11 protein-coding genes and 1 pseudogene are annotated in these 12,588 nt (G+C 63.3%); 5 read left to right on the plus strand and 7 right to left on the minus strand.

Translation table 11 applies throughout. The annotated features are described in order from the left end of the window. Nucleotides 1-32: 32 nt before the first annotated feature. From NKH23_RS12105 to NKH23_RS12125, 5 genes are all read right to left on the minus strand, one after another. Complete coding sequence (locus tag NKH23_RS12105) at nt 33-821, minus strand: ABC transporter substrate-binding protein (protein ID WP_023720608.1); 789 nt, start codon at nt 819-821, stop codon at nt 33-35. A gap of 111 nt (nt 822-932) precedes the next feature. Further along, the gene (locus NKH23_RS12110; RefSeq protein WP_352977326.1) at nt 933-2,096 is read right to left on the minus strand and encodes a saccharopine dehydrogenase family protein; all 1,164 of its coding nucleotides are present in this window, start codon (nt 2,094-2,096) and stop codon (nt 933-935) included. After that, on the minus strand, nt 2,093-2,596 hold the full coding sequence (locus tag NKH23_RS12115) for an Lrp/AsnC family transcriptional regulator (protein ID WP_352467630.1): 504 nt from the start codon (nt 2,594-2,596) through the stop codon (nt 2,093-2,095). The genes NKH23_RS12110 and NKH23_RS12115 overlap by 4 nt, the downstream gene beginning before the upstream one ends. A 317-nt stretch (nt 2,597-2,913) precedes the next feature. Next, the gene (locus tag NKH23_RS12120; RefSeq protein WP_352977327.1) at nt 2,914-3,957 is read right to left on the minus strand and encodes an acyltransferase family protein; all 1,044 of its coding nucleotides are present in this window, start codon (nt 3,955-3,957) and stop codon (nt 2,914-2,916) included. A 215-nt stretch (nt 3,958-4,172) separates the two neighbouring features. After that, entirely contained in the window at nt 4,173-4,898 is a 726-nt protein-coding gene (locus tag NKH23_RS12125) for a 3-keto-5-aminohexanoate cleavage protein (protein WP_352977328.1), read from the minus strand. 163 nt (nt 4,899-5,061) lie between these two features. Between NKH23_RS12125 and NKH23_RS12130 the strand changes: the two are divergent. Then, a pseudogene (locus tag NKH23_RS12130) lies at nt 5,062-5,804 on the plus strand (2OG-Fe(II) oxygenase). 30 nt (nt 5,805-5,834) lie between these two features. On the opposite strand, the gene NKH23_RS12135 reads toward NKH23_RS12130, so the two are convergent. Next, nucleotides 5,835-7,190, minus strand: a complete 1,356-nt coding sequence (locus tag NKH23_RS12135; RefSeq protein WP_352977330.1) for a sigma-54-dependent transcriptional regulator — start codon at nt 7,188-7,190, stop codon at nt 5,835-5,837. A 6-nt stretch (nt 7,191-7,196) separates the two neighbouring features. Continuing rightward, complete coding sequence (locus NKH23_RS12140) at nt 7,197-9,056, minus strand: sensor histidine kinase (RefSeq protein ID WP_352977331.1); 1,860 nt, start codon at nt 9,054-9,056, stop codon at nt 7,197-7,199. 234 nt (nt 9,057-9,290) lie between these two features. Between NKH23_RS12140 and NKH23_RS12145 the strand changes: the two genes are divergently transcribed. The 4 genes from NKH23_RS12145 (at nt 9,291) to NKH23_RS12160 (ending at nt 12,581) form a co-directional block, all read left to right on the plus strand. Further along, nucleotides 9,291-10,622 carry a dicarboxylate/amino acid:cation symporter gene (locus tag NKH23_RS12145; RefSeq protein WP_352977332.1) on the plus strand — a complete coding sequence of 444 codons (1,332 nt, stop codon included), beginning with the start codon at nt 9,291-9,293 and terminating at the stop codon, nt 10,620-10,622. Between the two features lie 96 nt (nt 10,623-10,718). Continuing rightward, nucleotides 10,719-10,961 carry a hypothetical protein gene (locus NKH23_RS12150; protein WP_352718195.1) on the plus strand — a complete coding sequence of 81 codons (243 nt, stop codon included), beginning with the start codon at nt 10,719-10,721 and terminating at the stop codon, nt 10,959-10,961. A gap of 127 nt (nt 10,962-11,088) precedes the next feature. Then, nucleotides 11,089-12,156, plus strand: a complete 1,068-nt coding sequence (locus NKH23_RS12155; protein WP_352977333.1) for a glycosyltransferase family 2 protein — start codon at nt 11,089-11,091, stop codon at nt 12,154-12,156. 152 nt (nt 12,157-12,308) lie between these two features. Next, a complete protein-coding gene (locus NKH23_RS12160; protein WP_352977364.1) occupies nt 12,309-12,581 on the plus strand; it encodes a type II toxin-antitoxin system RelE/ParE family toxin in 273 nt (90 codons plus the stop codon). Nucleotides 12,582-12,588 lie beyond the last annotated feature (7 nt).

Consider the following 12,588-nt stretch of genomic DNA (forward strand, 5'->3'; position numbering starts at 1 on the left):
ACTCACTATTCACTATTCACTATTCCCTCTACTCAGTGATCCTTCTTCCAGGCGTCGGAATTGACCCAGTAGTCGAGGTTCTTCTGCAGGCGGCCGTCTAGGCTGACCTGGTCGAGGAACAGGTTCATCCAGGTCAGCAGGTCCTGCTCGTCATAGCGCGTGGCGAAGGCCAGCGGCTCCTTCGACAGCATGTCCGGCATGATGATGAAGCTGCCGGCCGGATAAGCGGTCGACTGGCCCTTGACCGCCGAGACGTCGTTGACGCCGCAATCGGCCTGGCCGTTGTTGACTGCGTCGAGCAGCAGCGGGCCGCCGCCCTTGTAGCTCTTGATGTCGGCATCGGGGAAGGCGGCCTTGGCTTCCTTCTCGCCGGTGGCGCCGAGCAGCACCGCGATCTTGGTGCCCTTGGCCTTGCAGTCCTCGGTGGATTTGAAGGCGGTCCCAGCCTTGGTGAAGACGGTGCTGCCCGTGTACATGTAAGGCTTGGTGAAGGCGACCTTCATGCCACGCGCCAGCGTCGGCGTCATGTCGGCGACCAGAAGATCGGCCTTGCCCGACAGCAGCGCCGGGATCAGGCCATCCCAGTCGAAGTCGAGGAAGGTGATCTTGACGCCCATTTCCTTGGCCATCAGTTCGGCGAGTTCGACCGAACTGCCGGTGCGCTCGCCGGCGGCGCCGACCAGCGAGAAGGGCGGTCCTTGCGTCTGCACCGCAACGCGCAACTCGCCGCGCTTGGTGATCTCGTCGAGGGTTCCGGCACTGGCGGCGGCGGTGAGGCCGGCGAGCGCAAGTCCGGCGATGAAAAGCTTGGCAATCTTCATTTGGGCATTCCTCCTTGTTGTCGTTTGTTGTTCCACTTGTTGTTTCACCCCATCGAGGTGCTTTTTGAGCGGCAGCGCCGTTGCCGGCGGCGACCACCGTTCGAAAATCCTTCAGTCCCAGCTCACCGTTTCGGCGACCTTGATGCCGCGCCTTGCCAGTTCATCGAGGAAGCGGCCATCGGGCACATGCAGCAGCGGATTGAGCAGGCCGGGCGCGGCGATCTCGCGCCGTGCCAGCATCTGCGCCACGATGCTGGCGGGATAGCCGACGCCGAGGCTCATGCCGAACAGGCCGGAGGCGAGGTCGCGTTCGATGACCAGCTCCGAGGTCACCGTCTTGCGGCGGCCGCCTTCGCTGCCGACAAAGACGTTGCGCATGACGCAAAGGTCCTTCTCATCGGCGCCATATTGCAGTTGCGGGCCAAGCAGCCGGCCGAGAAATTCGCGTGGGCTGACGCCGGTGCCGGGCACCTTGTCCTCGGACAGGAAGCCGAGCTGCTTCAGCGGCGCCCAGAACGCCGACCAGCCCGGCCAGCGCAGCGAATAGCGGCCGGAGCGCTGCAGCCCCTTGGCGGCGGCGAGCATGCCGGCATAATGCGGCGCGTCGCCATTGGGGAAGGCTTCCAGCCTGCCCAGCCCCGCCACCTCGATCTCGTGGATGAAGCGATTGTCGTGCTGGCGGGCGGCCGGCACATCGACCCGTTTGCCGTCCTCGACCAGCACGCTGTCGCGGTTCTGGCTGACCAGAACCATGTCGAAATTCCAGCTCACCTTATAGTGCAGCGGCTCGACCACCGCCCTCGGTTCGGGAATGCCGCCGCAGTAGGAATCGATCGCGGTGATGGTGTCGAACTGGCTTGCGGCGCGCGCGTAGAGCACAAGGTCGATGCCGGGGTCGAGCCCGCATTCGGTCACGATCGACACGCCAGCCTTTTCGGCCTCTAGCGCCAGATCGGCGATGGTCTTGCCGTAATTGGTGGTGACCAGCGGCGTGCGCGTCGCGATCGCCGCCTGCACCGCCTCGCGCATCAGCGGCTGCGGCAACAGGTCGATGACCGCGTCGATGTCCTTCATCACATCGGCCAGCACCGGACCGATCGCGCCCTCCGGCACGACAAAACGCACCCGGGCAAGGTCGGTAAGGCCGCCAAGCCGCGCAGCGCCGTCGGTTGCAGTGTCGACGCAGACCACTTGCTCGACGCCGTCGCTGGCAACGAGGTCAGCGATCGCCGCCCGGCCTTGCAGGCCGAGGCCGCCGAGAACCGCGATCTTCATGCCATTTCCTTCCGCGTATCGTCCGACCAGCAGCCTTCCGGCAGGCTGACCCATTTGTTGCAGGACGCCATGACGACGAAGGTCTCGCTGCGCACGACTTCGCCCGGCTCGCCGGCGCCGGGGATCAGCTCGCTGGTGACGCGGTAGAGATCGGCGACATCGCCGGCCACGGTTACGTCGACGATGATGTCGAAGCGCCCGGTGACGACGGCGGCCGAATTCACGAAAGGCAATTCCGAGATGCGCTGCGCCAGTTCTCGCGCCCGGCCGCGCCCTTGCGCGTTGATACCGACGATCGCCGAGATCAGCTCGGGGCGTTCGGTCAGGTTGAGCAGCCCGACGATCTTGAGCAGGTTGCGGTCGAGCAGGTTACGCAGCCGCATGCGCACCGTCGGCACCGAGATCGCCATCTTCTCGGCGAGGCGGTTGACGCCAAGCTGCGCGTCCTGCGACAGCAGCTTGACCAGTCGCCGGTCGGTCTGATCGAGATGTTCCCGCAAACGCTCAGGCTTTCATAAAGGGAAAGAAACGATGGGATTTTATTTCGGATATGAAAATTACCTTATGAGGAATTTTTAACAACGGCAAGAGCCATGTCATCCGCGGTGCCCCTGTGCCTGTCGGCAGTTTCGTCGATGACGCCACATTTTGTTCTTGCTTTGTGCCGGCAGCTATGCTACTAATTTAGGTATGGTGCCAATTGGCTCCAACGACCCGTCCTCCCGAGGCGGGTTTTTGTTTCCGGATCTTTTGAAGGTTCAGCGCCGCCGGTTTAAGGTTGGCGGGACAGCGTCGTTCTGCGGGGCGCAGCCGCAACTCATGCCTTCACGTGACGGGCGGAAAGGCTCATCCGCGAAATGGCCAAAAGCGGCTTTTCAACAAGAACGTAGCTGGCCAGGGAGACGGCAATGCAGGTTGCGACAATAACCATGCCTGCAAGCCATGGTAATACGCTGACGCTTGCAACAACAGGAGCGGTCGCAAGCAGCACGATAGGATGGGTCAGATAGAGAGAGTAGGAAGCATCACCTAACCTTGCCAGCACGCGAGGAGCAAAAAGCCGGAAGTAGCTTTCCAGGCTGATGCAACCCGCGACAAGGATCAACGCCGGGATTCCCTGAGCAAGGGTTCGCGGCAAGTTGAAGCCAAGTACCATCACCAGCATGGACACGATGGCGAACACGATTGCCGAGACACCCGGGACGGCAGGCAAACGCGCCAGTCTGCCGACCAGGTGGCCGAGAGCCATGCCGGCTAGGAACTCAAACAGGATTGGCGTGGTATAGAAAAACAGCACAGTGTCGGCGGCGGGTTTGAAGATGATGCGCGCCGCCACGGCGATTGCAAAGACAACGCCGACCGCGGCCATTTGCGTCAACCTGCCAAAACGCATAGTCGCCGCGAACAGAATGTAAAACAGGATTTCCAGATTGAGCGTCCAACCCACCCCAAGCACCGGTTGGACATAGCCTGTGACCGTATCGAGATAGGGTATGAAAAGCAGGCTATTGCTGATCTGCTCAAGAGACACTGCATGACCGGCAAACAACCAAAGTGCGGCGACCATGAGGAAGGTCATGACCCAATAGAACGGAACGACGCGCGTGAACCGCTGCATCAAAAATGCTCGGTGGTCGCGACGTCTGTTCTCCGTCGAGAGAATCATGACAAAACCACTGATGACGAAAAACAGGTCGACGCCACTGTTTAGAACGGGAATACGCAGATCGAGCATGCCCAGTGCGGCCGGAAGATGATAGATAACAACCATGAGGGCTGCTAGCCCGCGCAGGACCTGTATCGATGTATATTGTTGAACCCGACGCGGCGCAGCGTGATCATTCTGTGGAATGATGTTCATCAAAAATGGTCCCCGGTGCGGGAGAGCTTTAACACACGTGATCGTTGGTGTGCTGATTAACTGCTGGTTTAATTAATACATAAAGTTTTAGATAAGTTTTACTGAAATTAGCGCGCGGCCACACTTGGGCTCGCCCGACTTTGTCCTGCCTCGTTGCCAAAAACTTGGCATCTCCCCGTGAAGAGGAGATTGGCCGTCATCAACGCTTCCCCGCGCTAACGGCTGGCCTCGAAGATGGCGACGGCTGCCGCTGTCAGCGCAGCGTTGCCGGATGCTACCGTTCCATCAGGAAGCTCCTTGCCGTCTTCCAGTCCGACACGCGTCGACCAACCACGCGCCGCCGCCCGGTGCACGAACGGCCAGACCGTGGCGTCGGCGCCGTGCAGCAGGATCGCCCGGCGCATTCCGGCGCCGTCGAGCACGGCGGCGATATCGTCGCTGATCTCCAGCGCAGCGTCCGGCTCCTGCTCGGAGATTTCGATCAGGATGCGCAGCACGCGGTTGCCGTGGTCGAGGCTCACCAGGCGCTCGGCATCGGCGACCGAGGCGAGCCCGGCCTCGATGCCAATGCCGCGCTGGCGCAGACGGTCCATCACGACGGGCGCGGCGTCTTCGCTGAGATTGACCGAGGCGTAGTCGGGCAGCTCGCTCCAGCCGGCGATCGCGGCCAGCGTCCGCTCGTCGTCGTTCTCGATCCAGGCACCCGTCGACACGCCGATCAGCGTCCCCGGGCACGCGCGGCGGAGCGCTAGCACAGTCTGGTCCATCGTCGCCGGCGCAAGACTTTCGCGGCCGTCCAGCCCGCGGGCATGAACATGCAGTTCGGCGGCACCGGCGGCGACGCAGGTCGCGCCGTCGCGCGCCATGGCTTCGGGATCAAGCGGCAGTTGCGGGTGGAAATCGGCGCTGCGCGCGCCATTGATGCAGGTCTGGACGATCATGGAGGTGGCGGCCCCGTTGAAGTGGAACAAGTTTAGCGCACGACAACGAAATCGGAAATTGGATGATGTCCCATCCCGCGAAGTTCACCCGGCAAGAAACGGGTGGTCCGCGCGCGCCGTTTCACCCATCTCAAATGACAGAGAAGCCACAGGAGGCGAAGCCATGACCATCCACTCGATCGGTTCGAAAGCGGCGGTGAAATCCGCGGAGGCGCGCGTTGCCGGATATGACTGGCGGAAGCTGGCCGATGAGCTGAGCGGCTATGGCTGCGCGGTGATGGAAAAGCTGCTGACGCCGCAGGAGTGCCGGCAGATTGCCGGACTTTATTCGGACGAGAGCCATTTCCGCAGCCATGTGCACATGGCGCGGCACGGCTTCGGAAGGGCGAGTACCGCTATTTCCGCTATCCCTTGCCCGACTTGATCGGCGGCTTGCGCACCGCGCTCTATCCGCGCCTGGCCGCGGTCGCCAACGACTGGAACGCGCGCATGGGTATCGCGCAGCGCTACCCCGACGAACACGCCGCGTTCCTCAAGCAATGCCACGAGCAGGGCCAGACGCGGCCGACGCCGCTCCTGCTGCAATACATTCCCGGCGACTTCAATTGCCTGCATCAGGATCTCTATGGCGATCTGGCGTTCCCGCTGCAGGTGGCGATCCTGTTGTCCGAACCCGGCAAGGATTTCACCGGCGGCGAGTTCGTGCTGACCGAGCAACGTCCGCGCATGCAAAGCCGCGCCGAGGTGGTGCCGCTGCGCCAGGGCGATGCGGTCGCCTTCGCGGTCCACAATCGACCGGTCCAGGGCAGCAAGGGCAATTACCGCGTCAATCTCAGGCACGGCGTCAGCCGGCTTCGCTCCGGCATGCGCCACACCGTCGGCATCATCTTCCACGACGCCAAATAGCCGAGCCGTCCGGTCAAGGCCCGGCGGCGATTACCTGGAAAAATCGCTGCGCACGATGCCGTGGCGCTGGAGCTTGTCGTAGAAGGTCTTGCGCGGAATTCCCAACGCTTCGATCGTGCGCCTGACGTCGCCGTCGTTGCGGCCAAGCGTCTCGCGGATGATGTCGGCCTCGTAGCGCTCCAGCCGCTCCGGCAGCTTCATTGCGGTGTTCGGTTGGGTCGGGGCAGGGGGTTGTGCTTCGGCGCCTTCCTCCAATCCAAGCACAAACCGCTCGGCGAAATGCGCCAGTTCGCGCACATTGCCCGGCCAGTCATGGTCGCTCAGATGGCGATGCACCGTCGCCGGCACTGCCGGCACCGGACGATGGAAGCGGGCGGCGGCGCGCTCGGCGAAATAGAAGAACAGCAGGGCGACATCTTCGCGGCGCTCGCGCAGCGGCGGGATCGAGATCGTCACCACGTTGAGCCGGTAATAGAGGTCCTCGCGGAAAGCGCCGCGCTGGCGCGGATCGCCGAGATCGACCTTGGCGGCGGCGACGACGCGCAGGTCGACTGGCCGCACCTCGTTGGTGCCGAGCGGAGTGACCTCGCGCATTTCCAAGACGCGCAGCATCTGCACCTGTGTCGAGACCGGCATGCTTTCGATCTCGTCGAGGAACAGCGTGCCGCCGCTGGCGTGCTCGATGCGGCCGATCCGTTTCTTCTGTGCGCCGGTGAAGGCGCCGGCCTCATGGCCGAACAACTCGCTCTCGATGACCGTCTCCGGCAGCGTACCGCAATTCAGCGCAACGAAATTGCCCCTGGCGCGGCGGCTCCAGCGATGCAGAAGACTGGCTACCACCTCCTTGCCGGAGCCGGTCTCACCAGTCACCAGCACATCGACATCGGTGTCGGCGATCTGGCGTAGCGTGCGGCGCAACCTTTCCATCGCCGGTGTCTGGCCGATCAGCGGCAGGCCGTCCTGCGCCTCTCCGGCCGCCTCGCGCAGGGCCCGGTTCTCCATCACCAGGCGGCGCTTTTCCGCCGCGCGACGCACGCTCTGCACCAGCCGGTCGGCGGCGAAGGGCTTTGTGATGAAGTCGTAGGCGCCGTCCTTGATCGCCTTGACGGCCATGGCGATGTCGCCGTGGCCGGTGACGAGGATGACCGGAATGTCCGCATCCAGCCGCAGGACACGGTTGAAAAGCTGCAAGCCGTCGATCTGAGGCATGCGGATATCGGACACCACGACGCCGGCAAAATCGGCGTCGAGCCCGGCCAGCGCCTCGGCCGCCACCGCAAAGGCCGAGACCGAGAAGCCGGCAAGCTCCAGCGTCTGCGCGGTGGCCTTGAGGAGATCGCGGTCGTCGTCGATCAGGATTACCGGCGCGGCATTGTCGTTCGTCATGATGGCTTACGCTGCTGTCTGGAGATGAATGGTGAAGCGGGTGCCGCTGTCGTCGCTCGAAACGTCGATGCGGCCGCCATAATCGGCGACGATGTCCTTCGAGATGACGAGGCCAAGGCCAAGGCCTTTTTCCTTGGAAGTGTTGAACGGCGTGAACAGCGATTTGAGGATCCCTGGCGGAATGCCCGGTCCGTTGTCGGACACGGCGACCGTCACGCCGTCGGCGGTCTCTTCGACCGATACCTGCACATGAGCGTCGTCGCGGCCGTCGAGCGCCTCTAGCGCGTTCTGGAAGAGGTTGATCAGCACCTGTTCGAGCCGCACCCGATTGCCCATGACCTTGAGGCTCGGCGGCGGCAGGTCGATGGCCAATGCGTCGAGCCGGCCGGCAAAGCGGCTTCTCAAGAGCACGACCGCGCCCTCGATGACACCCCGCAATTCGATAGGCTCGGCGGCGGTGCGGCCCTTGCGGGCAAATGCCTTCAACTCCTCGGTGATTGAGCCGATGCGTTCGGTAAGGGCTGCGATGGCGCCGAGGTTTTCCTCGGCCGGCCCGGTCTGCTTACGGTCGAGGAAAGTGCGGGCATTGTCGGCATAGGCGCGGATGGTGGCGACCGGCTGGTTGATCTCATGGGCGACGCCGGCGGCGACCTGGCCGAGGATGGCGAGGCGGTTGGCCTGGACCAGATCCTGCTGCACGATTTGGAGCTTGGCTTCCGTGCTGCGGTGGTCTGATATCTCGGCCTGCAGCCGGTCGCGGGCGCGGCTCAAATCCTCGGTCCGTTCGACGACGCGGCGTTCGAGCTCGGTGCGGGCCGCCTGTTCGGCGGCAATCCGCATCTGCGCCGACTGCCGGCGCCACAAGAGGTACGCGGCCAGACCGAGCAGCGGGACGACGACGCCGAGCGCAAGAAGCCGCATTTCGCGGACGGCAGCGGCGATCGGCGCTTCAGCCGGAATCAGATAGTCGAGCCGCCAGGGGGTCGAAGGAACCGGCGTGGAAAGGCTGAGATACTCCGCGTCGCTGCCGCCGGGCGTCATCGCGTGAACGATCGACACATCCGGGCTGAGCGCCCGCGGGTGCATGATCGGCAACGGCACAAGCGGCGCGTCGCCGAACTGTTGGCTGTCGCGAATTGCGGCCTGCTTGGGAGCGGCCAGCTGTGCGGTTGTCATGAAGCGCCAGGACGGCACGCTGGTGATCAGCACGACACCATTCTCGTCGCTGACATAAGCCGGGCGGTTCGCCTCGCGCCAGTCGGCTTCGAGCTGGTCGAACTCCATCTTGACGACGACGACGCCGAGCGGTGCGCCTGTGTCGCCGACGCGCCGCGAAATGTAGAGGCCGGGACGCTTGCTGACATTGCCGAGTGCAAAATATTCGGCGGTTCCGGCCTGCATTGCGCCGGAGAAATAATCGCGAAAACGGTAGTCATTGCCGACGAAGCTGATCGGCTCGCGCCAGTTGCTGGAGGCGATCGCCAGTCCGTCGGTGCCGATGACATAGAGCACCGACGCCTTGGTGCCGGAGACCAGCCCCTCGAGCTTGCGGTTCAGCACATCGATTGCCGCGGCATTTTCCTGCGACAGCGCGTCACGCACTTGCTGGTCTGCGGACAAAAGCAGGGGTAGGGCGCGCGGGCTTTCGAGCACGGCGCGCAGCAGCGCGACCTTCAGATTGGCGTCGGTACGCCCCTGCGCCGCCAGGGTTCCGACCTCGGCGGTGCGGCCGTAAAGGCCGGCGCCGTGGAGCGCTGCCGTGACCATCAGCAGGGCGACGGCCGCAAACAGCAACCAGGCTCGGCGCGCGCGCCTGGCGAGTTGCTCGGGCGTCGAAGACAAGGCACCGGCGGGGCGTTGCAGCATCGCCCATTTGTGCATGAACTCGCACAAAACACAATTCGACCTATGCGGAGAGTCGCACTTGGCCAGGTGTCCAGCAGTGCGGACGTTTGCGAATGCTCAACAAAATCAATGATGAAAACTCTTCTGCGTATCTGGCACGGCTGTTGCAGAAACGAATTCAGCAGTCGCGAGGCTGCTGGTCAAACAACTGCCCCGGGGAGTCGAGCTTTCGATCGGGGCGCCATGGAGGACGTCATGCAGACAGCAATCGCTGCCGCCGAGCCGCGCGGCAAACTTCCCTTATACCGGCATCTTTATGTGCAGGTGCTGGCGGCGATCGCCGCCGGCGTGCTGCTCGGCCATTTCTATCCGGAAACCGGCGAGGCGATGAAGCCGTTCGGCGACGCCTTCATCAAGCTGGTGAAGATGGTGATCGCGCCGGTGATCTTCCTGACGGTGGCGACCGGTATCGCCGGCGTTTCCGACTTGCAGAAGGTCGGCCGCGTCGCCGGCAAGGCGATGATCTATTTCCTGGTGTTCTCGACGCTGGCGCTGGTCGTCGGCCTGGTCGTCTCCAATGTCGTCCAGCCCGGCGCCGGCATGCACATCAATCCGGCCACGCTCGATACCACCAAGGTGACGGCCTATGCCGAGAAGGCGCACGACACAACCATCGTCGGCTTCCTGATGAACATCATCCCCGACACCATCACCGGCGCCTTCGCGCAGGGCGACATCCTGCAGGTGCTGTTCTTCTCGGTGCTGTTCGGTGTCGCCCTGGCGCTGGTCGGCGATCGCGGCCGTCCGGTCGTCGATTTCCTGCAGGCGCTGACCACGCCGATCTTCCGCCTCGTCGCCATCCTGATGAAGGCCGCGCCGATCGGCGCCTTCGGCGCCATGGCCTTCACCATCGGCAAATACGGCATCGGCTCGATCGCCAATCTCGCCATGCTGATCGGCACGTTCTACCTGACCGCGCTGCTGTTCGTGCTGGTGGTGCTCGGCGCGGTCGCCCGCTACAACGGCTTCTCGATCCTGGCGCTGATCCGCTACATCAAGGAAGAACTGCTGCTGGTGCTCGGCACTTCGTCCTCGGAAGCGGCATTGCCGGGCCTGATGGCCAAGATGGAGCGCGCCGGCTGCAACCGCTCGGTGGTCGGCCTGGTCATCCCGACCGGCTATTCCTTCAATCTCGACGGCACCAACATCTACATGACGCTGGCGGCGCTGTTCATCGCGCAGGCGACCGACACGCCGCTCACCTACGGCGACCAGATCTTGCTGCTCGCCGTCGCCATGCTGAGCTCCAAGGGTGCCGCCGGCATCACCGGCGCCGGCTTCATCACCCTGGCGGCGACGCTCTCGGTCGTACCCACCGTGCCGGTCGCCGGCATGGCGCTGATCCTCGGCGTCGACCGCTTCATGTCGGAGTGCCGGGCTCTGACCAACTTCATCGGCAATGCGGTGGCGACGGTGGTGGTGGCGCGCTGGGAGGGAGAACTCGACCAGACGAAGTTTGCCGCCGCCATGGCTGGCGACTTGCCGGAGGAAGTCGACCTGTCGATGCCGGGGTTGCAGGCCGCCTGACTGTTTAGGCCACATGACTGTAAGCCCGGAGCCGGTTCGCCGGCTCCGGGGCAAAAGCACCGGCGGTCGCGGCATGCCGCCTGAACGCAACCTGAAGTGGCCCTGTTTTCGACGCGGGGCTTGTTCCAGCCGCATTTGAAGGCCAGTATCCGCCATGCCTTCATGGCACCCGTCCGCTTCGCTCCCGACCTGATCGCGAGGCGAGACATTTCCGTCGGGCTCGGTTGCGACTCATCCTTGCCGAAATCGTCGGAGCTTTTGCTGCCGCCGACCCTGACCATGGCAGCAGGCCTCGAAGGCAATGGCGGCCTCAATACGAAGTCGCAAAGCGAAACGTGACCCGTCTCCTCGTGGAAAGCGCAAGCTTTTTCCCCGGGGAACTCGTTGCGCGCCAAGAGGGCGCTTGAAGAGGGGGCAGGCCATGAGGGCCTTTGCCGAACCAAAGCAAGATGCGAGGTCAAACGCGATGCAGTCTGTCCAAAACAGGATTCCGGTATCCATCATCATCCCGAACTACAACTATGCGCGGTTCCTCAAACGCAGCATCGACAGCGCCCTCGATCAGGACTACGCGGATGTCGAGGTCATCGTCGTCGACGATGCATCGCAGGACAATTCCACGACGATCATGGAATCCTATCGCGACGAGATACTCGCATGCCCGCGAGCACAAAATGGCGGACACGCGGCGGCGTTCAACACCGGCTTTGCGGCGAGCTCGGGCAAGATCGTCCTGTTCCTCGACGCCGACGATTATCTTTATCCAACCGCCGTCTCCACCATTGTCGACACCTGGGACGAGGCAACCGCTCAGGTCCAGTCCAGACTGCATATTGTCGACGAGGGGCAACGCATCAAAGATGTCTTTCCGCCGCCCGAACTGCCTTTCGACAGCGGCGACGTGATGCCGAAATTGCTGCACAAAGGCCGCTATCAGACGACCGTGACCAGCGGGTTGGCGTTCGACCGCGCAACGCTGGAATCGATCATGCCCATCCCGGAGCCGGAGTTCCGCCAGGGCGCCGACGGCTATCTTGCAACGCTGGCGCCTATGTACGGGCACGTCCAATCGATCGACGAATGCCTCGGCGCCTACCGGATCCATGGCGCCAACCATTCGGTCTTCGGTGAAAAGCTCGCCGAGCGGGCACGCTGGCGGGTAACCCACGATTTCCGCCGCATGCAGGCGCTGTCCGACCAGGCCTCCGGGATCGGCCTGACCATCGTGCCGTCGGATGCCGTCCGCCACGATCCGGTCCACCTGGAAGAGCGGCTGGCGTCGCTTTGCGCGGACAGAGACCGACACCCCGTAGCCGACGATTCCCGGCTGGCGCTCGGGGCGGCCGGCGCCGTCGCCAGCCTCGAAATGACCGCGTCCCTGCGACGGCGCGCCATCCTTGCCGCCTGGTTCCTGTCGGTCGGTGTGTTGCCGCGGAAAATGGCCACGGCGGTGCTGTCGTGGAAGCTTGACGCATCGTCCAGACCGGCATTTTTGAGCCGCCTGTCCAAGACCATCCGCCACGCCATGGGTTAGCGGATGATGCCGTGACATAGGTCCGCAGGTATTCGGCTGGCCCGGCCCAGCGTCCAGCGGGCGTAGTTATGGCCTCCGATGGGCTCGGACCATTCTGTAAATTATTTGCTTACACCTGCTTGACCCGTGTAAGCAATATGCTTACATGTCGTATGATCAAGTCGTTCAAGCACAAGGCGCTGGCGGACCTCTTTCAAACCGGAAAGACCGGGAAGATCGACGCTAAGATGCATAAGCGCATCCTTGTCCGGCTTGACCGTTTGGAAGTCTCGGAAAGGCCTGATGACATGGACCTGCCCGGCTTCGACTTCCACGCTTTGAAGGGCTTCGACCCGACCCGCTACACGGTGCATGTCAACGGGCCGTGGTGCATCACATTCGAATTCGACGCCAATGATGCCGCCCGCGTCGATTTATACCATTGAGACGGCT

The organism is Mesorhizobium sp. M1328 (assembly GCF_040318075.1).
Classification (GTDB): domain Bacteria; phylum Pseudomonadota; class Alphaproteobacteria; order Rhizobiales; family Rhizobiaceae; genus Mesorhizobium.

Coding starts and splice junctions, on each gene's coding strand:
- NKH23_RS12105 (WP_023720608.1), bottom strand. CDS start 821: ATGAAGATTGCCAAGCTTTTCATCGCCGGACTTGCGCTCGCCGGCCTC.
- NKH23_RS12110 (WP_352977326.1), bottom strand. CDS start 2,096: ATGAAGATCGCGGTTCTCGGCGGCCTCGGCCTGCAAGGCCGGGCGGCG.
- NKH23_RS12120 (WP_352977327.1), bottom strand. CDS start 3,957: ATGAACATCATTCCACAGAATGATCACGCTGCGCCGCGTCGGGTTCAA.
- NKH23_RS12125 (WP_352977328.1), bottom strand. CDS start 4,898: ATGATCGTCCAGACCTGCATCAATGGCGCGCGCAGCGCCGATTTCCAC.
- NKH23_RS12135 (WP_352977330.1), bottom strand. CDS start 7,190: ATGACGAACGACAATGCCGCGCCGGTAATCCTGATCGACGACGACCGC.
- NKH23_RS12140 (WP_352977331.1), bottom strand. CDS start 9,056: ATGCTGCAACGCCCCGCCGGTGCCTTGTCTTCGACGCCCGAGCAACTC.
- NKH23_RS12145 (WP_352977332.1), top strand. CDS start 9,291: ATGCAGACAGCAATCGCTGCCGCCGAGCCGCGCGGCAAACTTCCCTTA.
- NKH23_RS12155 (WP_352977333.1), top strand. CDS start 11,089: ATGCAGTCTGTCCAAAACAGGATTCCGGTATCCATCATCATCCCGAAC.
- NKH23_RS12160 (WP_352977364.1), top strand. CDS start 12,309: ATGATCAAGTCGTTCAAGCACAAGGCGCTGGCGGACCTCTTTCAAACC.